At 68.2% G+C, this 20,386-nt stretch carries 24 protein-coding genes; 16 read left to right on the forward strand and 8 right to left on the reverse strand.

Annotated features, from left to right (window positions below):
• Positions 1-436 precede the first annotated feature (436 nt).
• The 3 genes from A2G96_RS00005 to A2G96_RS00015 all read left to right on the forward strand — a co-directional run bounded on the left by A2G96_RS00005 (position 437) and on the right by A2G96_RS00015 (position 2,776).
• The gene (locus tag A2G96_RS00005) at positions 437-823 is read left to right on the forward strand and encodes a DUF488 domain-containing protein (RefSeq protein ID WP_062795651.1); all 387 of its coding nucleotides are present in this window, start codon (positions 437-439) and stop codon (positions 821-823) included.
• Positions 824-886: 63 nt separating this feature from the next.
• Complete coding sequence (locus A2G96_RS00010; protein ID WP_062795653.1) at positions 887-2,131, forward strand: nucleoside recognition domain-containing protein; 1,245 nt, start codon at positions 887-889, stop codon at positions 2,129-2,131.
• A gap of 366 nt (positions 2,132-2,497) precedes the next feature.
• Positions 2,498-2,776: a DUF1488 family protein gene (locus A2G96_RS00015; protein WP_018006086.1), complete on the forward strand. Its 279-nt coding sequence runs from the start codon at positions 2,498-2,500 to the stop codon at positions 2,774-2,776.
• Between the two features lie 20 nt (positions 2,777-2,796).
• Here the strand turns inward: A2G96_RS00015 and A2G96_RS00020 are convergent, their stop codons facing one another.
• Positions 2,797-3,267, reverse strand: coding sequence for a universal stress protein (locus A2G96_RS00020; protein ID WP_062795655.1), 471 nt, complete (start codon positions 3,265-3,267; stop codon positions 2,797-2,799).
• 204 nt (positions 3,268-3,471) lie between these two features.
• On the opposite strand from A2G96_RS00020, the gene paaA reads away from it, so the two are divergent.
• The 7 genes from paaA (at position 3,472) to A2G96_RS00055 (ending at position 9,033) form a co-directional block, all read left to right on the forward strand.
• The gene (gene paaA, locus A2G96_RS00025; protein ID WP_062795657.1) at positions 3,472-4,491 is read left to right on the forward strand and encodes a 1,2-phenylacetyl-CoA epoxidase subunit PaaA; all 1,020 of its coding nucleotides are present in this window, start codon (positions 3,472-3,474) and stop codon (positions 4,489-4,491) included.
• Between the two features lie 26 nt (positions 4,492-4,517).
• The gene (gene paaB / locus A2G96_RS00030) at positions 4,518-4,805 is read left to right on the forward strand and encodes a 1,2-phenylacetyl-CoA epoxidase subunit PaaB (protein WP_012354162.1); all 288 of its coding nucleotides are present in this window, start codon (positions 4,518-4,520) and stop codon (positions 4,803-4,805) included.
• 9 nt (positions 4,806-4,814) lie between these two features.
• Positions 4,815-5,666 carry a 1,2-phenylacetyl-CoA epoxidase subunit PaaC gene (gene paaC / locus A2G96_RS00035; protein ID WP_062795659.1) on the forward strand — a complete coding sequence of 284 codons (852 nt, stop codon included), beginning with the start codon at positions 4,815-4,817 and terminating at the stop codon, positions 5,664-5,666.
• A 55-nt stretch (positions 5,667-5,721) separates the two neighbouring features.
• Positions 5,722-6,291, forward strand: a complete 570-nt coding sequence (paaD, locus tag A2G96_RS00040; protein ID WP_062795662.1) for a 1,2-phenylacetyl-CoA epoxidase subunit PaaD — start codon at positions 5,722-5,724, stop codon at positions 6,289-6,291.
• A gap of 24 nt (positions 6,292-6,315) precedes the next feature.
• On the forward strand, positions 6,316-7,413 hold the full coding sequence (gene paaE / locus A2G96_RS00045; protein ID WP_062795664.1) for a 1,2-phenylacetyl-CoA epoxidase subunit PaaE: 1,098 nt from the start codon (positions 6,316-6,318) through the stop codon (positions 7,411-7,413).
• 197 nt (positions 7,414-7,610) lie between these two features.
• Positions 7,611-8,405, forward strand: coding sequence for a DUF1835 domain-containing protein (locus tag A2G96_RS00050; protein WP_062795666.1), 795 nt, complete (start codon positions 7,611-7,613; stop codon positions 8,403-8,405).
• Positions 8,406-8,415: 10 nt separating this feature from the next.
• Positions 8,416-9,033 (forward strand): TetR/AcrR family transcriptional regulator, encoded by a 618-nt coding sequence (locus A2G96_RS00055; RefSeq protein WP_018006092.1) that lies wholly within the window; start codon positions 8,416-8,418, stop codon positions 9,031-9,033.
• A gap of 11 nt (positions 9,034-9,044) precedes the next feature.
• Here the strand turns inward: A2G96_RS00055 and kefC are convergent, their stop codons facing one another.
• Positions 9,045-10,859, reverse strand: coding sequence for a glutathione-regulated potassium-efflux system protein KefC (gene kefC / locus A2G96_RS00060; RefSeq protein ID WP_062795669.1), 1,815 nt, complete (start codon positions 10,857-10,859; stop codon positions 9,045-9,047).
• Entirely contained in the window at positions 10,856-11,410 is a 555-nt protein-coding gene (gene kefF / locus A2G96_RS00065; RefSeq protein ID WP_150124030.1) for a glutathione-regulated potassium-efflux system oxidoreductase KefF, read from the reverse strand. The genes kefC and kefF overlap by 4 nt, the downstream gene beginning before the upstream one ends.
• A gap of 331 nt (positions 11,411-11,741) precedes the next feature.
• On the opposite strand from kefF, the gene A2G96_RS00070 reads away from it, so the two are divergent.
• Positions 11,742-12,440: a GNAT family N-acetyltransferase gene (locus tag A2G96_RS00070; RefSeq protein WP_012354170.1), complete on the forward strand. Its 699-nt coding sequence runs from the start codon at positions 11,742-11,744 to the stop codon at positions 12,438-12,440.
• A gap of 103 nt (positions 12,441-12,543) precedes the next feature.
• Here the strand turns inward: A2G96_RS00070 and A2G96_RS00075 are convergent, their stop codons facing one another.
• The 5 genes from A2G96_RS00075 to A2G96_RS00095 all read right to left on the reverse strand — a co-directional run bounded on the left by A2G96_RS00075 (position 12,544) and on the right by A2G96_RS00095 (position 16,910).
• Positions 12,544-13,038: an Lrp/AsnC family transcriptional regulator gene (locus A2G96_RS00075; RefSeq protein WP_010813460.1), complete on the reverse strand. Its 495-nt coding sequence runs from the start codon at positions 13,036-13,038 to the stop codon at positions 12,544-12,546.
• 400 nt (positions 13,039-13,438) lie between these two features.
• Entirely contained in the window at positions 13,439-14,059 is a 621-nt protein-coding gene (locus tag A2G96_RS00080; protein WP_062795671.1) for an EF-hand domain-containing protein, read from the reverse strand.
• Between the two features lie 154 nt (positions 14,060-14,213).
• Positions 14,214-15,017 (reverse strand): type II secretion system protein N, encoded by an 804-nt coding sequence (locus tag A2G96_RS00085; protein ID WP_062795672.1) that lies wholly within the window; start codon positions 15,015-15,017, stop codon positions 14,214-14,216.
• A gap of 126 nt (positions 15,018-15,143) precedes the next feature.
• Positions 15,144-16,364 (reverse strand): globin domain-containing protein, encoded by a 1,221-nt coding sequence (locus tag A2G96_RS00090; protein ID WP_062795673.1) that lies wholly within the window; start codon positions 16,362-16,364, stop codon positions 15,144-15,146.
• Between the two features lie 93 nt (positions 16,365-16,457).
• Positions 16,458-16,910, reverse strand: a complete 453-nt coding sequence (locus tag A2G96_RS00095; protein WP_062795675.1) for an RrF2 family transcriptional regulator — start codon at positions 16,908-16,910, stop codon at positions 16,458-16,460.
• A 243-nt stretch (positions 16,911-17,153) separates the two neighbouring features.
• On the opposite strand from A2G96_RS00095, the gene gspG reads away from it, so the two are divergent.
• From gspG to gspK, 5 genes are read left to right on the forward strand one after another with little or no spacing between them, the layout of a single operon-like run.
• Positions 17,154-17,615: a type II secretion system major pseudopilin GspG gene (gene gspG, locus A2G96_RS00100; protein ID WP_012354175.1), complete on the forward strand. Its 462-nt coding sequence runs from the start codon at positions 17,154-17,156 to the stop codon at positions 17,613-17,615.
• A gap of 33 nt (positions 17,616-17,648) precedes the next feature.
• Positions 17,649-18,164 (forward strand): GspH/FimT family pseudopilin, encoded by a 516-nt coding sequence (locus tag A2G96_RS00105; RefSeq protein ID WP_062795677.1) that lies wholly within the window; start codon positions 17,649-17,651, stop codon positions 18,162-18,164.
• A complete protein-coding gene (gene gspI / locus A2G96_RS00110) occupies positions 18,161-18,574 on the forward strand; it encodes a type II secretion system minor pseudopilin GspI (RefSeq protein ID WP_062795679.1) in 414 nt (137 codons plus the stop codon). The genes A2G96_RS00105 and gspI overlap by 4 nt, the downstream gene beginning before the upstream one ends.
• Positions 18,552-19,259 (forward strand): PulJ/GspJ family protein, encoded by a 708-nt coding sequence (locus A2G96_RS00115; RefSeq protein WP_062795681.1) that lies wholly within the window; start codon positions 18,552-18,554, stop codon positions 19,257-19,259. The genes gspI and A2G96_RS00115 overlap by 23 nt, the downstream gene beginning before the upstream one ends.
• Positions 19,256-20,323 (forward strand): type II secretion system minor pseudopilin GspK, encoded by a 1,068-nt coding sequence (gene gspK, locus A2G96_RS00120; protein ID WP_062795684.1) that lies wholly within the window; start codon positions 19,256-19,258, stop codon positions 20,321-20,323. The genes A2G96_RS00115 and gspK overlap by 4 nt, the downstream gene beginning before the upstream one ends.
• Positions 20,324-20,386: the final 63 nt, after the last annotated feature.

A 20,386-nucleotide genomic window follows, 5' to 3' on the forward strand; every position in this document is an offset into this window, starting at 1 on the left:
CTTATCGGTTGTTTGTTTGTTAAAGAACTTCGCCACCCGGCTTTGCCGTTCAGCGCGCTGCGTTGTCTGCAGCAGAGAAACGAGATTATGCGGAGCTTTCTTCGTTTCGTCAACCGTTTGCAGCAATCTTTTTTGCTGCCGCCGGCGCTGCGAACCTCGCTGCGCCGACCTTCCGGCCGACCTCGCAACCGTTGCTGCGCCTGCCTTGCAGGGGCCGCGTTGTGTTGCGAGGGGGCGAATAGTAAGCGAGCGCGGCGGGGTTGGCAAGCGATTCCACGAAATAATTCGATGACGCCGGAAAGTCCACCCCAATGCGCCCCCCCAATGAACACAGTTTGTCAGCCGCAGCCCCATGATTCATGATCTGGGGCTGGAGCGAACCAGGCACACCGCCGCCGCGGCCCCGCATGGCGGCCAGAGCCGAACCGGGATCCTTATGACCATCAGAATCGTAAGATTGGGTACACCGCGGGCATCTGACGAAGGCCTGCGCGTCGGCACCGTGCGCCGGCCGCCGCGGGGCGTGCCCAAATCGGAGTTTGCCAGCCGCGACTACTATGATGTCTGGTATCCGGCGCTTTCGCCGTCGCCAGAGCTGGTCGCCCAGGCACTGCACGCGACCGACGATAAACAATGGCGCGCCTTCGTGCGGCATTTCCGCAAAGAAATGGCCGAACCGGACGCCAGCCGCACGCTGGACCTGCTGGCGGCGCTGTCGCACCAGACCAATTTCTCGGTGGGCTGCTATTGCGAGGACGAAGCGCGTTGCCACCGCTCCGTCTTACGCGAGTTGCTCGCCGAACGCGGGGCCGCGATCGACTGAGTTGCGCGACGTGCCGGGATCTTTCCCGGCTTTATCTTCCCGCTTTCCCGCTTCCCTTTTCCGATGGCGCTGAACGTAGTCTGGCTCGGCTTTTTCCTGATTTCCTTCTGCGCCGCCTGTGTCCGCGTGGCGCAGGGCGACCTCGCCGTGTTCCCGGCGATGCTGAGCAGCCTGTTCGACAGCGCCCGCACCGCCTTCGAGATCGCGCTCGGACTGGCCGGGGTAATGAGCCTGTGGCTCGGCATCATGCGCATCGGCGAGCGCGCCGGCGTGGTCGACGCCTTCGCCCGGCTGGTGAACCCGCTGCTGCGGCACTTCTTCCCCGGAGTACCCCAGGGCCACCCGGCGCAGGGCGCGATGATGATGAACGTGTCGGCCAACCTGCTCGGGCTGGACAATGCCGCCACGCCGCTGGGCCTGAATGCGATGCGCGAGCTGCAGACGCTGAACCGGCGCCCGGACGTCGCCACCGACGCGCAGATCATGTTCATCGTGCTGAACTCTGCCGGGCTGACGCTGATCCCGACTTCGGTCATCGCCATCCGCCAGGCCATCGCGGTCAAGCAGGGGCTGGTCGGCTTCAACGCCGCCGATATCTTCTTGCCCACGCTGCTGGCCACAGGCGGAGCCTGCCTGGCCGGATTGCTCGCGGTGGCGTGGGTCCAGCGGATCAACCTGCTGCGGCCAGCAGTGCTGATTACGTTCGGACTGGTGATCGGGTTGCTTGGGGCAATGTTCGCGTGGTTGCAGCATGCGCCGCCCGAGCAGGTCGGCACCGTGACGGCGCTGGCTGGCGCCGGTTTCATCCTGTCCCTGATCACCCTCTTCCTGATTTGCGGGGCGCTGCGCCGGATCAATGTGTATGAGGCGTTTATCGATGGTGCCAAGGAAGGCTTCGGCGTCGCGGTGCAGATCATTCCCTATCTGGTTGCGATCCTGATCGCCATTGGCCTGTTCCGCGCCGCGGGCTGCATGGACGTGCTGATGAGCTGGCTGATGCACGGCTTCGCGATGCTGGGCGTCAATACCGATTTTGTCCCGGCGCTGCCGGTCGGGCTGATGAAGATCCTTTCCGGCGCGGGTGCGCGCGGCTTGATGGTCGACGTGATGACGACCTACGGCGTCGACTCGTTCCAGGGGCGCCTGGCAGCAATCATCCAGGGCTCGACTGAAACGACCTTCTATGTGCTGGCGGTCTATTTCGGCAGCATCAATGTGCGCAATACGCGCCATGCGCTTGGCTGTGCGCTGGTTGCGGATGCTGCCGGGATTGTTTGTGCCGTTGGCGCCGCATACCTTTTCCGCTAACCGGCCCAAGGCTGCCGATTTGTTGCACCCTTACAACAACAATGTGCACATCGTCGTACATTGACACATTGCACTTGGTGCGTCGCAACAAAGCATGTATAGTGAAGTCTGTCTCCTCCACCACCTCGGTGGATTCCAACCCACGCACAACCTGCGTGGGTTTTTTTTCGCCCGTATACGGCCGCTGCCGCGATGGATTTCCGCATCGCAACAACGGGGCGCAAAGGCGAAAGGCGCGGCAGTTCAGCAGGAAATTGGCGACGAAGGGAAACCTCGTATGGACGGGCCACTTGCCGCGCGGGCTTTACGGAATGCGCACTTGGCCTATATTGATTGGAGACGTCCGCCGCCAGCACGAGGCACGCCATGCCAGACATCACGTTCCCTCGCAGCCTCCCCACCTACTGTGCAGCCAGCCTGACGCTGTCCTGCCCCGCGACGGTCAACGGCAGTCCCACCTTGTATTCCGTCACCGCCGAGGCGCTCGAAGCCCATTTCGGCGCGCGCTCACCGCGCGAAGAGGACCTGGTGGCGGCCTTCACTAATAACCGCCAGCGCATCGAGCGCCTGGCCGAAAGCCTGTTCGAGCTGACCGAGGCGCGCGAAATCGTACTGCGCAGCGGCCACTTCCGCTTTGCAGGCTAGCGGCAGCTGCCGCGGGAGCTTCAGTCCGCTTTCGCTTCGCCGCGCACCAGCAGCACCGGCACGGTGGACTGGCGGATCACCGCCTCGGCAACGCTGCCCAGCACCAGCCGGCGCACGCCGCGGCGGCCATGCGTGCCGATCACCAGCAGGTCGGCTCCCCATTGGCGCGCGGCCTCATTGATGGAAGCGCCGATGTCCCCAGGCACCGCAGCCGCGGTCACGAGCTGGGTTTCATGCGTGACACCGGCACCAGCCAGCCGCTGCGCTGCATCCTGCAGCGCGCGCTGCCCGCTTTCCTCGAAGGCTTTCTGCAACTGGCTGGGATCGTAGTAGCCGGCGTCGAACATCGGCGTGCCGGTATCGACGACATAGAGCGCCAGCACGGTGGCTGCGCCGGGCGATGCCACGCGAATGGCCTCATTGACCGCCAGGTCTGACGTGCTGCTGCCGTCCACCGCTACCACGATCTTGCTGTATGCCGCGCTTGTCATGAGCGTACCTCCGTCAACGAAAATGGGATGCGGCGCGGTTGCCGCCTGTCTTGGATAGTACACATCAGGCAAAGCCGGCGTCATGCGCCGACACAAACCCATTGGCAAGCATGTTCGCTTTAATTGACCGACCGGTCGGCTTATATATAATAGGGCCAGCCGCGCCGGACCAGATTGCCGCGGCGCCCCGCCAGAGGAGACGCTATGTACACGCAGAGTCTTGACCTGCCCGGCCAGCACGCCGATGCAGCGCAGGCCAGCGCGCCCCCCGATGAAGCCGCCCGCCAGGCAGCGTTCGATGCTTGCATGGCTGCCGACGGCAAGATCGAGCCGCAGGACTGGATGCCGCAGGCCTACCGCAAGACGCTGGTGCGGCAGATCTCGCAGCATGCGCACTCCGAAATCGTCGGCATGCTGCCGGAGGGCAACTGGATCAGCCGGGCGCCGTCGCTCAAGCGCAAGGCGATCCTGCTGGCCAAGGTGCAGGATGAAGGCGGCCACGGCCTCTACCTGTATTCGGCGGCCGAGACCCTGGACGCCTCGCGCGACGAGCTGGTCGATGCGCTGCACAGCGGCAAGGCCAAGTATTCGTCGATCTTCAATTACCCGACGCTGACCTGGGCCGACGTCGGGGTGATCGGCTGGCTGGTCGACGGCGCCGCGATCATGAACCAGATTCCGTTGTGCCGCTGCTCGTACGGGCCGTATGCGCGCGCCATGATCCGCATCTGCAAGGAAGAGTCGTTCCACCAGCGCCAGGGCTTCGACGCGCTGCTGGCCATGATGCGCGGCACTGACGCGCAGCGCGAGATGGTGCAGGACGCGGTCAACCGCTGGTGGTTCCCGGTGCTGATGATGTTCGGCCCGCCCGATGCGGCCTCGACCAACAGCGCCCAGACCATGGCCTGGGGCATCAAGCGCATCTCCAACGACGACTTGCGCCAGAAGTTCGTCGACGCCACCGTCGAGCAGGCGCGCGTGCTCGGCGTGACCCTGCCTGACCCCGGCCTGCAATGGAATGCCGAGCGCGGCCATTACGACTACAGCCCGCTCGACTGGGATGAGTTCTGGCGTGTCATCAACGGCGACGGCCCGTGCAACAAGGAACGCCTGGCCACCCGCGTGAAGGCGCACGAGGACGGCGCCTGGGTGCGCGAAGCCGCGCTGGCGCACGCCGCCAAGCTGGCCGAACGCGAATCCGGCGCCGCCCGCGCCGCCGCCTGACCCCTGACCTCGCCGAGGAGACCACGATGCAACGCAAGGAATGGCCGCTGTGGGAAGTGTTCGTGCGCAGCAAGCAGGGCCTGGAACACAAGCATTGCGGCAGCCTGCACGCCGCCGACGCGCAGCAGGCGCTGCACATGGCGCGCGACGTCTATACGCGGCGCCAGGAAGGCGTGTCGATCTGGGTGGTGCCGTCCGCGGCCATCACCGCGAGCGTGCCGGAAGAAAAGCCGGAGCTGTTCGACCCGATGGCCGACAAGATCTACCGGCACCCGACGTTCTACCAGCTGCCCGACGAAGTCAACCACATGTAAGGCCGTACGATGACCGCGTCCCCACAGCCTGCCGTGCCTGCCTTGCTCGATCACCTGCCGCCGGCGCGCACCGCCGCGCTGCGCTACGTGCTGCGCCTGGCCGACAACGCCCTGATCCTCGGCCAGCGCAATGCCGAATGGTGCGGCCATGGGCCAGTGCTGGAAGAAGACATCGCGCTGGCCAATATCAGCCTCGACCTGATTGGCCAGGCGCGACTGCTGTATGGCCGCGCCGGCGAACTCGAGGGCGAGCTGACCGGCCTGCCCCGCCATGAAGATGACTACGCCTACTGGCGCGCGGAGCGCGAGTTCCGCAACTGGACGCTGCTGGAACTGCCGCATCGCGGCCCGCTGGCCGGCAACGCGGCCGCCGAACGCGACTACGCCGTCACCATCGTGCGCAACTTCCTGTACAGCGCGCTGATGGTCGAGCTGTGGCAGGCCTTGCACGCCAGCCGGGACGAACAGCTGGCCGCGATCGCCGCCAAGGCGATCAAGGAGGCGCGCTATCACCTGCACCACGCGGCCGGCTGGATGGTGCGGCTGGGCGACGGCACCGAGGCTTCGCACGCGCGCATGCAGCGCGCGCTGGAGCACTTGCTGCCGTACATGAACGAGTGTTTTGCGGAAGACGCGGTCGAAAGCGAGGCCGCCGCGCAGGGCATCGGCGTGGTCACCGCCACGCTGCGGCCGGCCTGGGACGCCACCGTCGCCGAGACGCTGCAGGCGGCCACGTTGGCCTTGCCGCCAGCCACCGGCTTTGTCTCGGCCGGCAAGCACGGCGTGCATTCGGAACACATGAGCTACCTGCTGGGCGAGATGCAGGGGCTGGCGCGAGCCCATCCGGGCGCGCAGTGGTGAGCACACTAGTAAGCTTACTGGTGAGCGCACGCTTCAGTCCAAAGGCTTGATCCACATGAACGTCACTGCCCTTCCGTCCCATCACGTGGACAACGCAGGCGCCACCGACGCGCGCGTCGCGCGCGCGTGGGCGGCGCTCGAGGCGGTGCCGGACCCGGAGATCCCGGTGGTGTCGATCCGCGAGCTGGGCATCCTGCGCGAGGTCGTGGCCGCGCCGGACGGGGTGCTGGAGATCGTCATCACGCCCACCTACTCCGGCTGCCCGGCGATGTCGCAGATCGGTGAGGACATCGGCCAGGCGCTGGACCGCGCCGGGCTGGCGCCGTGGCGCATCCGCACCGTGCTGGCGCCGGCCTGGACCACGGACTGGATCACGCCGGCCGCGCGCGAGCGGCTGCGCGCGTTCGGCATCGCGCCGCCGGGACCGTGCAGTGCGCCGGCCGGGACGCAGCCGCTGCGCTTCGTGCCGCGCGCCGCGCGCGCCGGCGCGCCCGATGCCGTGGCCTGCCCGCGCTGCGGCAGCGTCCATACGCAGGAGATCTCGCGCTTTGCCTCGACCGCCTGCAAGGCGCTGTACCGGTGCCTGGACTGCCGCGAGCCGTTCGACTATTTCAAACCCTACTGAGCCCCCGGGCCGAGCCAGGCTGCCATGACTCCACAGTTCCACCCGCTGCGCGTGGCGCAGGTGCGCCCCGAGACCGCCGACACCATCTCGATCGCGTTCGAGGTTCCGGACGCGCTGCGCGAGGCCTACCGCTTCACGCAAGGGCAGTTCCTGACGCTGAGGGCGCCGGTCGACGGCAAGGACCTGCGGCGCTCCTACTCGATCTGCTCGGCGGTGCAGGACTACGACGCGCACGGCGAATTGCGTGTGGCGGTCAAGCTGGTGGAGGACGGGTTGTTTTCAAGCCATCTGCACGATTCCATCGCCCCCGGGCAGGTCATCGATGTGATGACGCCCGACGGGCGCTTCCACGTGCCGCTCGACGCCAAGGCCGCGCGCCACTACGTCGCCTTCGCCGCCGGCAGCGGCATCACGCCGGTGCTGTCGCTGGTCCGCACCACGCTGCAGGCCGAGCCGCACAGCCGCTTCACGCTGGTCTACGGCAACCGCAATGTCGACAGCATCATCTTTTCCGAAGCGCTGGAGGACCTGAAGAACCAGTACCTGGCGCGCTTCACGCTCTACCACGTGCTGTCGCGCCAGCCGCAGGAGGTCGACCTGCTGCACGGCCGGCTCGACCACGCGCGCGTGAGCGCCTTCCTGCAGACGCTGATCCCGGTCGACGATATCGACGCGGCCTTTGTCTGCGGCCCGGCCTCGATGATCGACGAGGTCGAGGCGGCGCTGCGCGATGCGGGCCTGGACCCGCACCGCATCCACGCCGAGCGCTTCGGGGTGCCGCTGGCACCGACCCGGCGCAAGCCGGCCGCCGCCCATGCCGCGCCCGCGGACCATGCCGGCACGGCCGAGCTGGTGGTAGTGCTCGATGGCAAGCAGCACAGCATGCGCCTGCCGCTGGAGGACGCCAACGTGCTCGACACCGCGCTGGCCGCCGGGCTGGACCTGCCCTACGCCTGCAAGGGCGGCGTCTGTTGCACCTGCCGCGCCAAGGTGCTGGAAGGCAAGGTGGAGATGGAAAAGAACTACACGCTCGAGCCCTGGGAGATGGACAAGGGCTTCGTGCTCACCTGCCAGGCACGCGCGCTGACGCCGCGGGTGGTGGTCAGCTACGACGAACGCTGATCCCGGCGCGCCGCCGCGCGTGCGTCGTCAGACAATCGCCGACATTGGCCAGCACAGGCCGTGACTACAATGGCGGCAGGCGGCGCCCTGCTGGCGCGATGCTTGCAGGCGGGTGATCGGGCGCGCGGTGCGGAAAGCTGTCGCGCCGCCGCCGCGGCGGCGCCAGCGAACCGCCCCACCCATATACAATCACGGCCATGCAATATATCCACGTCGTCAACGGTGATGTAGCAGGCACGACCCTGCGCCAGGCGCTGGCCCAGGCGGCGCGGCCGGATCCTGTGGTGGTGCTGCGCGACGATCTCGCGGTCGGTCCGCTGGCGGACATCGACAGCACCGGGATGATCCGCTCCGGCTTCTGGCAGCGCGTCGCCCCGCACACCGACATCGACTTCGCCGCCGAGATGCGCCAGGCGCTGGACCAGCTGCTGGCGCTGCGGCAGGACGACATGGAAGTGGCGATCTGGCACGGCCAGAGCGCGGCGGACCAGCTGATGCTGCGCCGGGTGGTGTTCCACCTGTACCAGGCGCCGCAGCGGATCAACGAGGTCGCAATGGACCTGCGCGAACTGGAAATGCCCGCGCAGGGCAACCTGGCGGCGATCGGCATGTACTCGCCGGCGCGGCTGGCGCGCCGCTTCTCCACCATCGCGCCGGTCTCGGTGCTGCGGCTGGGGCGCCTGGGCTACGAGTGGCAGCAGAACGTCAAGGAAAACGCCGACGTACGGCTGTGGAAGGGCAACACGCTGGTGCCGGCGGCCTACCGCACCATCGACGACATCATCATGGAACGCGCCCCGGCCGACTGGACCCCCGCGGCACAGGTGGTCGGCAGCGTGATGGGCGCGATCGAGGGCCTGCTGGCCAGCGACTGGTTCGTGTTCTGGCGCTGCCGCGAACTGATCGCCATGGGCCAGCTGGTGCTGCGCGGCAACGCCGACTCGCTCGATACCTGTGAGCTGCGCCGCCATGCCGGCGGCGGGGGCGAATAAACAAGAATATATGGCCCGTACCAAGGCACCCGATTTCGAGGCGCAGCGCGAGCAGATCCTGGACCTGGCCGCCGCCGCCTTTGCCAACAGCAGCTACCCCAGCACCTCGATGGCCGACCTGGCCGCCGCCTGCGGCACCTCCAAGGCGCGGCTGTATCACTACTACGAGAGCAAGGAAGCGATCCTGTTCGACCTGCTCGACCGCTACACGCGCCGGCTGATGCTGCTCGTCACCGAAGTCGAAGCCGACGCCGAGCGCCACGCGCGCACCGACAAGGACGCCTTCGGCAACCTGATCCGCGCCTTCCTGGCCGAGTACGAAACCTCGCAGACGCGCCATATCGCGCTGATCAACGACGTCAAGTTCCTGGCCGAGACCCAGCGCGACCTGATCCTGGGCCGCGAGCGCGACGTGGTCGCGGCGTTCTCGCGGCTGCTGCGCCGCGCCTACCCGGAGCGCGTCACGCGCGAGAACCAGACCGCGCTGACCATGACCATCTTCGGCATGATCAACTGGACCTTCACCTGGCTAAAGCCGGGCGGCCGGCTGTCATACGCCGACTTTGCCGAGATGGTGGTCGATTTGCTCGAAGGCGGCCTGCCGGGGCGCGCTGCCGCCGGGCGCTGAGCCGCCCGGGCCTACATCCACTCCGCCTCTTCGCGCTGGCGCCGCTGCTCGCGGTCCTGGCGGAACATCTCTTCCAGCTCTTCGCGCGCCTGGCGCGCCAGCGAGACCAGCTTCTTCTGATCGGTATAGTGCGGGTAGAAGCGGTCGATCGCCTCGATGTTGTGGCGGCGGAAGCGCAGCGCCACGTTGCGCGCCTCGCCGGGGTCGAAGCCCAGCCCTTCCAGCACGCGCCGGCCCAGCATCAGCGAGCCCTCGAACATCTCGCGCTCGAACAGCTGCACGCCGCGGTCCTTGAGCTGGTAGACATGCGACACATGGCGCGCGCGGGCGTAGATCTGCAGATCGGGGAAGCGCTCGCGCACCCGGTCGATCAGCGCCAGGCTGTCGTCCATGCTGTCGATGGCCACCACCAGGATGCGCGCGTCGGCAATGCCGGCGGCCTCCAGCAGGTCCAGCCGGGTGGCGTCGCCATAGAAGACCTTGAAGCCGTACTGGCGCAGGAATTCGATCTGGTCGGGATCGTGGTCCAGCACCGTCACGCCCACGCCCTGGGTGTACAGCAGGCGCCCGATGATCTGGCCAAAGCGCCCGAAGCCGGCGATCAGCACCGGGTTGTGCTGCGGCGTGATGACTTCGTCCGGGCGCGCCCTGCCGGCACCGATGCGCGGCGCCACCAGCCGGTCATAGGCCAGCAGCAGCAACGGCGTGGCCACCATCGACAGCGCCACCACCAGCACCAGCAAGGCCTCGGTCGCGCGCGGCAGCAGCCCGGCGCCACCGGCGACGCCGAACACCACGAAGGCGAACTCGCCGCCCTGCGAGATCAGCAGCGCGAACAGCAGGCGCTGGCCGCGGGCAATGCCGAAATACCGCGCCAGCAGCGCCAGCACCGCGGTCTTGGCCACCACGAAGGCCGCCACCAGGCCCAGCACCAGCCAGGGCGAGCGCGCCAGCACGGCAAAGTCGATCGACATCCCGACCGCCATGAAGAACAGCCCCAGCAGCAGGCCCTTGAACGGCTCCAGGTCGGCCTCGAGCGCGTGGCGGTATTCCGAATCGGCCAGCAGCACGCCGGCCAGGAAGGTGCCCAGCGCCATCGACAGGCCCACCGCGTCCATCATCAGCGCGATGCCGACCACCAGCAGCAGCGCAAAGGCGGTGAACATCTCGCGCATGTCGGTGCGGGCGATGAACCGCAGCGCCGGCCGCACCAGGTAGCGGCCGCCGGCCACCACCGCGCCGATCACCGCCACCGCCTTGCCGGCCGCGAGCCAGCCGGTCGCGCCGGCGCCGGCCCCTTCGGCGCCTTGCGTGGCCAGCAGCGGCAGCAGCGCGATCATCGGGATCGCGGCAATGTCCTGGAACAGCAGGATGCCGAAGCTGGCGGCCCCCGCCGGCGTCCCGAACAGGTTGCGCTCGGTCAGCGTTGCCAGCGCGATCGCGGTCGACGACAGCGCCAGCCCCAGCCCCGCCACCAGCGCCACCTGCCAGGGCGCGCCCGCCAGCGCCGCGGCCACGCCGATCACCAGCGCACAGGCGGCAAGCTGCGCGCCGCCGTAGCCGAAGATGCTATGCCGCAGCGCCCACAGCTTGCGCGGCTCCAGTTCCAGGCCGATCACGAACATCATCAGCACCACGCCGAACTCGGAGAAGTGCAGGATCGATTCGACATCGGTCACCAGGCGCAGCGCGAACGGCCCGATCGCCGCCCCGGCCAGCAGGTAGCCCAGCACCGCACCCAGCCCGCCGCGCCGCGCCAGCGGCACCGCCACCACTGCCGCGAACAGGAACACCAGCAGCGCAATCAGGAAATCATGCTGGTTCATGCCTGCACCTCCGCCGGCGCCGAGTGGGTACCCAGCCGCCCGCAGACGTGGGCGATATGGTCGGCCAGCGCCTGGGCGTCGGCATTGTGGGCGTCGTGCAGCACCACCGGCGGCAGCCAGGTCATGCCGCACAACAGGGCGGTCTGCTCCAGCGGCAGCAGGAATTCGCCGATCGGGTGGCCATGCGTGCCGTCCGGCCCGTACGCGTCGGCCGTGCCGCCGGTGGTGACCACCGCCAGCAGCGACTTGCCGCGCAGCGCGGTGCCGCCCGGCCCATAGGCCCAGCCCGGCTCCAGCACTTCATCCAGCCACAGCTTGAGCAGGGCCGGCACGCTGTACCAGCGCACCGGAAACTGCAGCACGATGGTGTCCGACACCGACAGCACGCGCTGCTCGGCCACCACATCGATGTCGTAGTCGACATAGCTGCGGTAAAGATCGCGTACCTGGACCTGCGGCAGCGCGTCCAGCGCGTCGGCCAGCGGCCGGTTCACGCGCGAGCGGCTGGGCGTCGGGTGCGCGTAGATCACAACGATAGGAGGCTCGCTCATTGAAAGACGTCGGGGCTGTCTGGGTGATCGGAAAATTCGGCGGGATGCCGATGAATTGCCGCGTTGCACCAAATCCACACTTGATCGCGCGCAACAATTCATCACATTTTTATAAGTCTTTGTTTTAATTACTTTTTATTCTCCATCCAGGCCGCAAGGGCTTCTGCTGCGGCGCGGGAAGCTTACGTCAAACTGACAATTCCACTACAATACTTTTCGTGCTGCATCAAGTTGGTGTTTCCCCGAGTCTCGCACGGTTGCGGGGAAAAGTGCCTGGAAAAACACCACCGCAGTGCCTATTTTTTATCTGACAGCACCGGAAGGAATCATCGTGAACCCGCTCGAACTGAGCAAGGCCGTCGGCGCACTGACCGACGAAGATCTGCGCAAGGCAGCCGAAGCCGCCCAAGCCGCTCACCGCGCCACCGTCCTGGTGCGCGAACTGTCGGCCCACCACCGCTCGCGCCTGCTGAAGCATTTCCTCGCCCTGGGCGAGGAGGATCGCCTGCTCCGTTTCGGCCAGTCGGTCGGTGACCACGTGATCGAGGCCTATGTCGACAGCATCGACTTCGACCATGACAGCGTGTTCGGCGTCTACGACGACAAGCTCGAGCTGATCGGCGTCGGCCATTTCGCCAACCTGCGCGACAACGCCCAGGGTCGCGTGGCGGAGTTCGGCGTGTCGGTGTCCGGCAGCGCCCGCGGCCGCGGCATCGGCAGCGCGCTGTTCGAGCGTGCTGCCATCCATGGCCGCAATACCAATGTGCGCACACTCTACATGCACTGCCTGTCGCGCAACGCCGCGATGATGCATATCGCCAAGAAGGCCGGCATGAAGGTCCAGTATGCCTACGGCGAAGCCGACGCCTACCTGGAACTGCCGCCGGCCGATACCGCGAGCCGCCTGAGCGAAGCGCTCGACGAGCAGCTCGCCGACCTGGACTACGCGGTGCGCCGCAACCTGCGCGACGCACGCCGCTTCGGCCTGCGCTTCTGGCGCACCATGGTGCCGCAGAAGCATACCGCCTGAGCGGCCGGGACCCCGGTTCGCGCGGCATCGACAAAAACGGCGCATCGCAACGATGCGCCGTTTTGCTTTGCCGGCCCGGGTCGCGCCGTTCAAACCGCGCCGATCAGGCCGCGCCGCCCACCGGCAGCGCCGTGGTGTCCTTGATGCTTTCCAGCGCGAAGCTCGAACGCACGTCGATCACCGACGGATGCGCCAGCAGCTGTTCCTGCATGAAGCGCGCGAAGTGCTCCATGTCCTCGACATAGACCTTGAGCAGCAGGTCCATCTCGCCGGTCATGGCGTGGCACGCCGCCACTTCCGGCCACACGGCAATCGAGGCGCGGAACAGGTCCAGCGGAGCCTTGCCCTTGGGCGCGCCGCCATGCTTTTCCAGCCGCACATTGATATAGGCCAGCAGGCCGAGCCCAATCTTGTTGGGCTCCAGCAGCGCCGCGTACTGCCGGATCACGCCGATCTCTTCCAGCCGCCGGATGCGGCGCAGGCAGGGGCTGGGCGACAGGTTCACGCGCTCGGCCACCTCCAGGTTGGTCAACCGGCCGTTGGTCTGCAGCACTTCCAGGATCTTCCGGTCGATCTTGTCCAACTCCACCTTGCTCACGATATTGTTGCTCCGCAATATGTTTATTGGCAATTTTTTTGCGCAAATTTAGCAAGCCGTGCACAAGTACGCAATTTTTTGTGAAATTACCTCCGATGTGCGCCCGATTTTGTGGAGTGGGCGGCCTTATCGGTCACTCGAGCGTCAGCCGTTCGGGCCGGGCAAATCCCAGTCTGGAGGCGCTGACGGGTGTCGCGGACGCGCGCTGACCGGTGAACCGGCGAGGTGGTGCGCAGGTTCCGGCAAACAGGGAAGCGGCATTCTACGGGCGTTTGTGTCCGCGCCACTGCGTTCCTTCCACGTTGTCCGCTGAACGGACAAAAAAAGCGCGCTGCCCTCAGGCTCGCGCGCTTGGTCGGTACGCTGGCAGCGGCGCTCAGGCGGCGCTGCCGGGGACCGCTCAGCCGCCGCTGGTCGACGGCGCGGCCGGGTTGAGCGGTGCGGGCTGGTTGTCCGGGGCGGCCTGGCCGCGCGGACTGCGTTCGCCACGCTCGCCGCGATGGTGACGATCGCGGTGCATCTTCTCCATGCCCGCGCGGATCTCGTCGCGGGTCAGCTTGCCGTCGCGGTTGGCGTCGAGCTGGTCGAAGCGCTTGCCCAGGCGCGGCAGGCCGGCGTTGGCCTCGGCCTTGGTCAGCGCGCCGTCGCCGTTCTTGTCGGCGGCCTTGAACTTCTCGTCGAAGGCGGCCTGCATGCGCGCGTGGTGCTCGGCCATGGCGGCCTTGCGCTGCGCGTCCATCTCGGCCTTGTCGATTTTGCCGTCGCGGTTGGTGTCGAGCTTGTTGAACCACGCGTCGGCCTCGGCCTTGGAGATGGCGCCGTCGCCGTCGGTATCGATCGCCTTCATCCACATGCCGCCGCCGTGGTGGCGGTGGTGGTGGCCCATGCCGGGCTTGCCGGCCGGGGCTGCACCCGGCGCAGCGGGAGCGCTGGCCTGGGCAAAGGCGCCGCCGGCAACCAGCAGCGCGGCTGAGGCGGCCAGGAACTGTTTCAGGATCTGCGGCTTGTGATTGCGTTGCATGTCTTGCTCCTTGTCATCACGTTGGCATGTACGGATTAGAACGCAGACGATGCAGCGGAGTTGGCGCTTTTAATACGATGTTACCCGCCTCACAGAAAGCCGGGCGGGTCGTAAGGGAACGCAAGCAAGCGCGAATATTCGAGGCGCCGGCAGCCTAGGGCTGCGCTTTCGGCACGAGCTGGCCTTCCTCGGCGGCCTCGGGCGGGACTCCGGGCTGGTACTGGCGCGGATCGACGGGTTGCGGCTGGGGCTGGGCCGGCTGGACCGATGGTGCCGCCTGAACCGGTTGTGGCTGGGGCTGGGGCTGGGGCTGAGGCTGGATTTGGGGCTGGATTTGGGGCTGGGCTTGCGGCTGCGGCTGGGCCTGTTGACCGGGCGGCTGGCTGCGCGGCGGCTGGGCCGGCGCGGGTTGCGCAGCGGCCTGCGCCGGCGGCGGCATGGGCGTTGCCATCGGCGCCGCCGCGCCTGCGGGCGGCGTCGGCAGCGGGCTGGCGGCACGCGGCGCGCCGCGCGTGGCAGGCGTCTGCAGCGGCAGGGCGATCTCCTGCCGTACGCCATTGCGCTCGATCACTACGCCGCGCTGGCGCACTTCCATCAGCCGGATCTGGGGCGCCAGGTCGGCACCCATGCGCACCGCCTTGGGCGGGCCGCCATCGATGGAGACGATTGCCGCGCTGGCGCCACCGCCAAGCTCGGCCACCACGCCGAGCAGCTGCACATTGCTGGGGCCGGCCTGGGCCGAGCCGCCGAACAGCGTCGCGATCGCGCCGGTCTCGACCGCCTCGGTCTGCGCCACGCGCGCACTCTTGGGCACCGGGATGGTCCGCATCGCACTGAACGTCAGCACCCAGTAGGTGACCAGCGCGCACAGCGCGATAAACAGCGCCACGCTGGCCAGGCGCGGCAGCCACAGCGCGGAGGCATCGAAGCGGAACGAAGGCCGGAGGGACAATTGCATGGATCGGGATCCTGGATACCCGCCGCGGCGGGTCATGGCGCGAGAGCGCGGACGCGCCAAGCGTACCAGAGCCCCATGACGCTGTCTGCCGGGCCGGCGCTGCCGCCGCCGGCCCGGCCGGGACCCTTACAGCAGGTCGTCCAGCAGGTCGGGACCGAACACTTCGCGCTCGATATGCGCCACCGGCACGCCCGTGCTGAGCAGCGCGTGACGCTGCGCCTGCATGAAGCCGAGCGGCCCGCACAGGTAGAAGCGGCCATCGACAAAGCGTTGCAGCCCGGGCTGGCCCAGTATCTCGGCCAGCGGCATGGTGCCGGCGTGGTCGTAGTCGCGGCCCGCCACGTCTTCCGCCTGCGGGAACTCATAGCTGATGTGCGTGACCAGCCCCGGCAGGCGCTCGCGCGCCCATTGCAGGTCGGCGCGATGGGCATGGTGGCGGCCGTCGCGGGCAGCGTGGGCGAACAGCACCGGCCGTTCGGAGCCTTGCGCGGCCAGCGTGCGCAGCACCGACAGCATCGGCGTGATGCCGATCCCGCCCGAAAGCAGCACCAGCGGACGGCGGCTTTCCAGCGCCGGCGTGAATTCGCCGAACGGCGCGCTCACCTTGAGCTCGGCGCCCTCGTGGGCGTTGGCGTGCAGCCAGTTGGAGACCGCGCCGGCCGGCGTGGCCTGGTCGCCGTCCTCGCGCTTGACCGAGATGCGCCAGGTCGGCAGGCCGGCCTCGGCCGACAGCGAATACTGGCGCAGCTGGCGCGTGCCGTTGTCCAGGCGCGCCTCGACGCTGATGTACTGGCCCGGGCGGAAATCACGCAGCGGCCGGCCGTCGGCCGCTGCCAGCGTCAGCGCCACCACCTGGCCGCCCTGCGCCTCGCGGCGCACCACGCGCACCGGCATCAGTTCGCCGGCGGCGACGCCGGTGCGCTGGTACAGGCGCGCCTCGGCGGCGATCAGCTCGCCCGCCAGCAGCCAGTAGGCCTCGTCCCAGGCCGCCAGCAGCGGCGGCGTGGCGGCTTCGCCCAGCACCGCGGAGATCGCGCCGAGCAGGTGGCGGCCGACGATCGGGTAGTGCGCGGGCGTGATGCCCACCGCCGCATGCTTGTGCACGATGCGCTCGACCACCGGCCCCAGCGCCGCCGCGTTGTCGATGTTGGCCGCGTAGGCGAACACGGCCGACGCCAGCGACTGCTGCTGGCTGCCGTTGGCCTGGTTGCCCATGTTGAACAGCTGTGTCAGCTCGGGCCGGTCGGCGAACATCTCGCGGTAGAAATGCGTGGTGATGGCCAGGCCATGCTCGCGCAGCACGGGCACGCTTGCATCGATATAGGGGCGGGAAGCGGCGGACAGCATCAGGTATCACTCCGTTTTATTCATGCAAGCAAGATGCATGTTTTTGGACAACAAAAAACCGGCATTCGCCGGCCACGCGCGGATCCCATCCGCTCAGGCCGAACGCCGGTTCAGGAAATCACGATGCAGGCGGATGATCGATTCGGCGGTGTGGCTGCCGGTGACATCGGCCAGCGTGACGTCGTCGAGCGCGCGGTAGAAGGCTTGCTCGGCCACGTCCAGCGCGCGTTTCAGGCGGCAGTTGCCGTGCAGCGCGCAGGGCGGGTTGTCGCAGTCGATCACCGGCCGGTGCCCTTCCAGCTCGCGCAGGATGGTGCCGATGGTGAGGCGCTCGGCGCCGGGGCCCAGCTGCAGGCCGCCATGGCGGCCGCGCGTGGCGCTGACCCAGCCCAGCTTCGACAACCGCGCCGCCACCTTGACCAGGTGGTTGTGCGAGATGCCGAACTGCTGGCCGACCTCGGCGATCGTGATCGGCCGGCTGCCGTCGCCACGGGCGACGTACATCAGCAGGCGCAGTGCATAGTCGGAGAAGCGGGTCAGTTGCATCGTGGCACTATGTTAAGAAAAGATGCATCCTAGATGCAAGTTATTTTTTGCGCGGGCATGCTACGGTTCGGGGTCGCCAAAAGGTGCTGGCGCACTTTGTGATTCACAGCAAACTTCCCTGCGGCCCGTGGAGGGACCGCCCATAAAAGAGTCATAAGGCGCCGGTTATACTGATTGGCGAACCCGGCCCCGCCAGCGCCCTGGCGCGGGTCCCGCCATTCCAGCAACGAGGTCTTACCAACAATGCGCAGATTCACTTCCCAGCTTGCCCGCCCCGCCCGTCCTGCCCGCCGCGCGCGTGGCTTTACCCTGATCGAGATCATGGTCGTGATCGTGATCCTCGGCGTGCTGGCGGCACTGGTGGTGCCCAAGATCATGAGCCGTCCGGACGAAGCCCGCATCGTCGCGGCGCGCCAGGATATCTCATCGATCATGCAGGCGCTCAAGCTGTACCGCCTGGACAACAGCCGCTATCCGACCACCGAGCAGGGCCTGGGCGCGCTGGTCGCCAAGCCTACCACCGAGCCGGTGCCCAACAACTGGAAGGGCGGCGGCTACCTGGAAAAGCTGCCCAAGGATCCGTGGGGCCATCCGTACCAGTACCTGAACCCCGGCGTGCGCGGCGAAATCGACGTATTCAGCTTCGGTGCCGACGGCCAGGCCGGCGGCAACGCCAACGACGCCGATATCGGCAACTGGGAGTAAGCGCTCCTGCCGCCCGCCCTTGCCGCTTCCATCATGATCACGGCGCCGCGCCGCCGCGCCCTGCGGCAGCGGCACTCCGGCTACAGGCATTCCGGCTTTACGCTGCTGGAACTGCTGGTGGTGATGGTGATCGCCGGCATCGTGATTTCGCTGGTCGCGGTCAATGCCTCGCCCAACGAGCGCGGCCGCGTGCTTGACGACGGCCAGCGCATCGCGCGGCTGTTCGAGCTGGCGCAGGAAGAAGCGCAGCTGGGCGCGCGCCCGATCGCCTGGGAAGGCGACGCCGGCGGCTGGCGCTTCCTCGAATCGACCCCCAACGGCTGGATCCCGCTGCGCACCGACGTGTTCGCGCCCGGCACCTGGCGCCTGGCGCTGGACCAGGTCATCGTCGCCGAAGGCGGCCGCAGCACCGGCACCAACAGCCCGCCGCGGCTGATCTTCGGGCGCGAGCTGATCGATGCCCCGCAGCGGCTGGTGCTGGTGCGCGGCGATATCCGTGTCGACGTGGCCGGCGACGGCAGCGGCCGCTATTTCGCCAGCACGCCATGACGCGCGCCCGCTTGCCTGCACGCCGGCGCGCCCGCGCGGCCGGTTTCACGCTGATCGAAGTGCTGGTGGCGCTGACCATCCTGGCGGTGGCGCTGACCGCGGCGATGCGCGCGATGGGCTCGATGGTCGATGCCAGCGCGTCGCTGCAGACCCGGATGCTGGCCGAATGGAGCGCCGAGAACCACCTGGCCGCGCTGCGCCTGGCCAAGACCTGGCCCGAGCCCGGCGTCAGCGGCTATGCCTGCCCGCAGGGCGGCACGCCGCTGTACTGCGAGCAGTCCGTGTCGGCCACGCCCAATCCGGTGTTCCGCCGCGTCGAGATCGCGGTCTATCCGTCGGCCACCGACAAGTCGGTGCGGCTGGCGTGGCTCGTCACCATCGTTCCCAATGAAATCCGCAACGTGCTCTGAGCGCCGGCGCGCGCGCCGCTCCGCCGGCGGCTTCACGCTGCTGGAAATGCTGGTCGCCATCACGCTGCTGGCGGTGATGGCGGTGATCGGCTGGCGCGCGCTGGACAGCCTGACGCGCGGCCGCGAACGGCTGATCGACCATGACGCCCGGCTGGATGCGCTGAAGGTGCTGTACGGCCAGCTGCAGGCCGATTGCGAGCACCTGGCCAATCCCACGCTGCTGCAGGGCAGCCCGGTCGAGATCGGCCAGAACCGCGTGCTGCTGGTGCGCGACCGCCGCGACGAAGGCCAGCCGCCGGCATGGCAGGCGCTGTCGTACCAGCTTGACGGCAACACGCTGGTGCGCGTGGCCGCGCCGCCGGTGAGCAACCGCGCCGCGCTGCAGTCGTCGCTGCTGGCGCTGCGCCAGGGCGGCGGCAACGGCGCACAGGTGCGGCGCGTGCTGGGCAACGTCGACGGCATGAGCGCGCGCGCCTGGGTCGAGCCCGGCGGCTGGCAGGCCGACAGCAACCGCATCCGCAACGTGCTGTTCAGCGGCAACGCGGCCAGCGCGGTGCAGGCGTCGGAGGCCGGCGCGGCGGTGCCCAATACCGCGGTGCGCGCGGTGGAACTGACCATCCTCGCCCGCATGGGCGACGGCGACGCGCCGCGGCAGTTCCAGAAGATCTGCATGTCGGGGCTATGACGCACGCACGCCACCCCGAGCGCCCCCGCCGCCCCCGCCCCCGCCTTTTCGCGCAGCGCCGCGCGCGCGGCGCCGCCGTGGTCACCGCGCTGCTGATGGTGACGCTGGCGGTGGTGGTGGTGTCGGGCATGCTGTGGCGGCAGCAGGTGCAGATCCGCGCCATCGAGAACCAGCGGCTGCTGGCCCAGGCCACCTGGATCGAGCGCGCCGCGGTCGACTGGGCGCGGCTGATCCTGCGCGACGACCAGCGCCGCAGCAACGTCGATGAGCTGGGCGAGCCGTGGGCGGTGCCGATCGCCGAGACCCGCCTGTCGGATTTCCTGGGCGCGTCGCTGCGCACCGACGTGGCGGGCGAGACCTCGTTTTTGTCCGGGCGCATCCTCGATGCGCAGGCGCGCTTCAACCTTGCCAACCTGGTGACATGGTCCGCCACCGGCGGCCAGGGCGCGCCGGCCGGGCGCGTCGCCAATATCGACCAGTCGGCGCAGGCGGCCTATGGCCGGCTGCTGCGCACCGTGGGCCTGAACCCGGCGCTGGCCGAGACCACCGCGCGCCACATGCTGCAGGCCGCGCAGGGTGGCCACGGCGGCGAGGGCACGGGCCGCCAGGCGCCGCGCCCGCTCGACAGCGTGCAGGGCCTGCTGGCGCTGCCCGGCTATACGCCCGAGATGGTGGCGGTGCTGGAGCCCTTCGTGATCGTGCTGCCCGAGCGCACGCTGGTCAATGCCAACACCGCCGAGGCCGAGGTGCTGGCCGCGATGATCGACAAGCTGCCGCTGGAGCGTGCGCGCGAGCTGGTGCGCCAGCGCGACCGCGCCTACTTCAACAACATCGGCAACCTGCAGACGCAGCTGTCCGCGCTGGCGCCGCAGGCGAGCAGCGGCAACCTCGGCAACCTGCTCGACGTGCGCTCGCATTACTTCCTGGTCTACGGGCTGGTGCGGCACGAGCGCGCCAGCCGGCTGCAGGTGTCGCTGATCTACCGCGGCGAACCGCTCGGTGCGGCCAACACCACCCGCGTGGTCTGGATCCAGGACGCGGACCGGCTGCCGGACCTGCGCTGAGCATGGCAAGGCGGCCTGGCGCACATGTGAAAACAGCACACCGCAGCAACCGGGGAGAATGGT

Source organism: Cupriavidus nantongensis, from assembly GCF_001598055.1.
GTDB lineage: Bacteria > Pseudomonadota > Gammaproteobacteria > Burkholderiales > Burkholderiaceae > Cupriavidus > Cupriavidus nantongensis.

Excerpts from the sequence above, each read along its gene's own strand:
- A2G96_RS00085 (WP_062795672.1), bottom strand. The coding sequence starts at position 15,017 with ATGCAATTGTCCCTCCGGCCTTCGTTCCGCTTCGATGCCTCCGCGCTG.
- A2G96_RS00010 (WP_062795653.1), top strand. The coding sequence starts at position 887 with ATGGCGCTGAACGTAGTCTGGCTCGGCTTTTTCCTGATTTCCTTCTGC.
- paaC (WP_062795659.1), top strand. The coding sequence starts at position 4,815 with ATGACCGCGTCCCCACAGCCTGCCGTGCCTGCCTTGCTCGATCACCTG.
- paaB (WP_012354162.1), top strand. The coding sequence starts at position 4,518 with ATGCAACGCAAGGAATGGCCGCTGTGGGAAGTGTTCGTGCGCAGCAAG.
- A2G96_RS00055 (WP_018006092.1), top strand. The coding sequence starts at position 8,416 with ATGGCCCGTACCAAGGCACCCGATTTCGAGGCGCAGCGCGAGCAGATC.
- A2G96_RS00090 (WP_062795673.1), bottom strand. The coding sequence starts at position 16,364 with ATGCTGTCCGCCGCTTCCCGCCCCTATATCGATGCAAGCGTGCCCGTG.
- kefC (WP_062795669.1), bottom strand. The coding sequence starts at position 10,859 with ATGAACCAGCATGATTTCCTGATTGCGCTGCTGGTGTTCCTGTTCGCG.
- A2G96_RS00115 (WP_062795681.1), top strand. The coding sequence starts at position 18,552 with ATGAAATCCGCAACGTGCTCTGAGCGCCGGCGCGCGCGCCGCTCCGCC.
- A2G96_RS00020 (WP_062795655.1), bottom strand. The coding sequence starts at position 3,267 with ATGACAAGCGCGGCATACAGCAAGATCGTGGTAGCGGTGGACGGCAGC.
- A2G96_RS00080 (WP_062795671.1), bottom strand. The coding sequence starts at position 14,059 with ATGCAACGCAATCACAAGCCGCAGATCCTGAAACAGTTCCTGGCCGCC.
- A2G96_RS00050 (WP_062795666.1), top strand. The coding sequence starts at position 7,611 with ATGCAATATATCCACGTCGTCAACGGTGATGTAGCAGGCACGACCCTG.
- gspK (WP_062795684.1), top strand. The coding sequence starts at position 19,256 with ATGACGCACGCACGCCACCCCGAGCGCCCCCGCCGCCCCCGCCCCCGC.
- gspI (WP_062795679.1), top strand. The coding sequence starts at position 18,161 with ATGACGCGCGCCCGCTTGCCTGCACGCCGGCGCGCCCGCGCGGCCGGT.
- A2G96_RS00005 (WP_062795651.1), top strand. The coding sequence starts at position 437 with ATGACCATCAGAATCGTAAGATTGGGTACACCGCGGGCATCTGACGAA.
- paaD (WP_062795662.1), top strand. The coding sequence starts at position 5,722 with ATGAACGTCACTGCCCTTCCGTCCCATCACGTGGACAACGCAGGCGCC.
- kefF (WP_150124030.1), bottom strand. The coding sequence starts at position 11,410 with ATGAGCGAGCCTCCTATCGTTGTGATCTACGCGCACCCGACGCCCAGC.
- A2G96_RS00015 (WP_018006086.1), top strand. The coding sequence starts at position 2,498 with ATGCCAGACATCACGTTCCCTCGCAGCCTCCCCACCTACTGTGCAGCC.
- paaE (WP_062795664.1), top strand. The coding sequence starts at position 6,316 with ATGACTCCACAGTTCCACCCGCTGCGCGTGGCGCAGGTGCGCCCCGAG.
- A2G96_RS00105 (WP_062795677.1), top strand. The coding sequence starts at position 17,649 with ATGATCACGGCGCCGCGCCGCCGCGCCCTGCGGCAGCGGCACTCCGGC.
- gspG (WP_012354175.1), top strand. The coding sequence starts at position 17,154 with ATGCGCAGATTCACTTCCCAGCTTGCCCGCCCCGCCCGTCCTGCCCGC.
- paaA (WP_062795657.1), top strand. The coding sequence starts at position 3,472 with ATGTACACGCAGAGTCTTGACCTGCCCGGCCAGCACGCCGATGCAGCG.
- A2G96_RS00095 (WP_062795675.1), bottom strand. The coding sequence starts at position 16,910 with ATGCAACTGACCCGCTTCTCCGACTATGCACTGCGCCTGCTGATGTAC.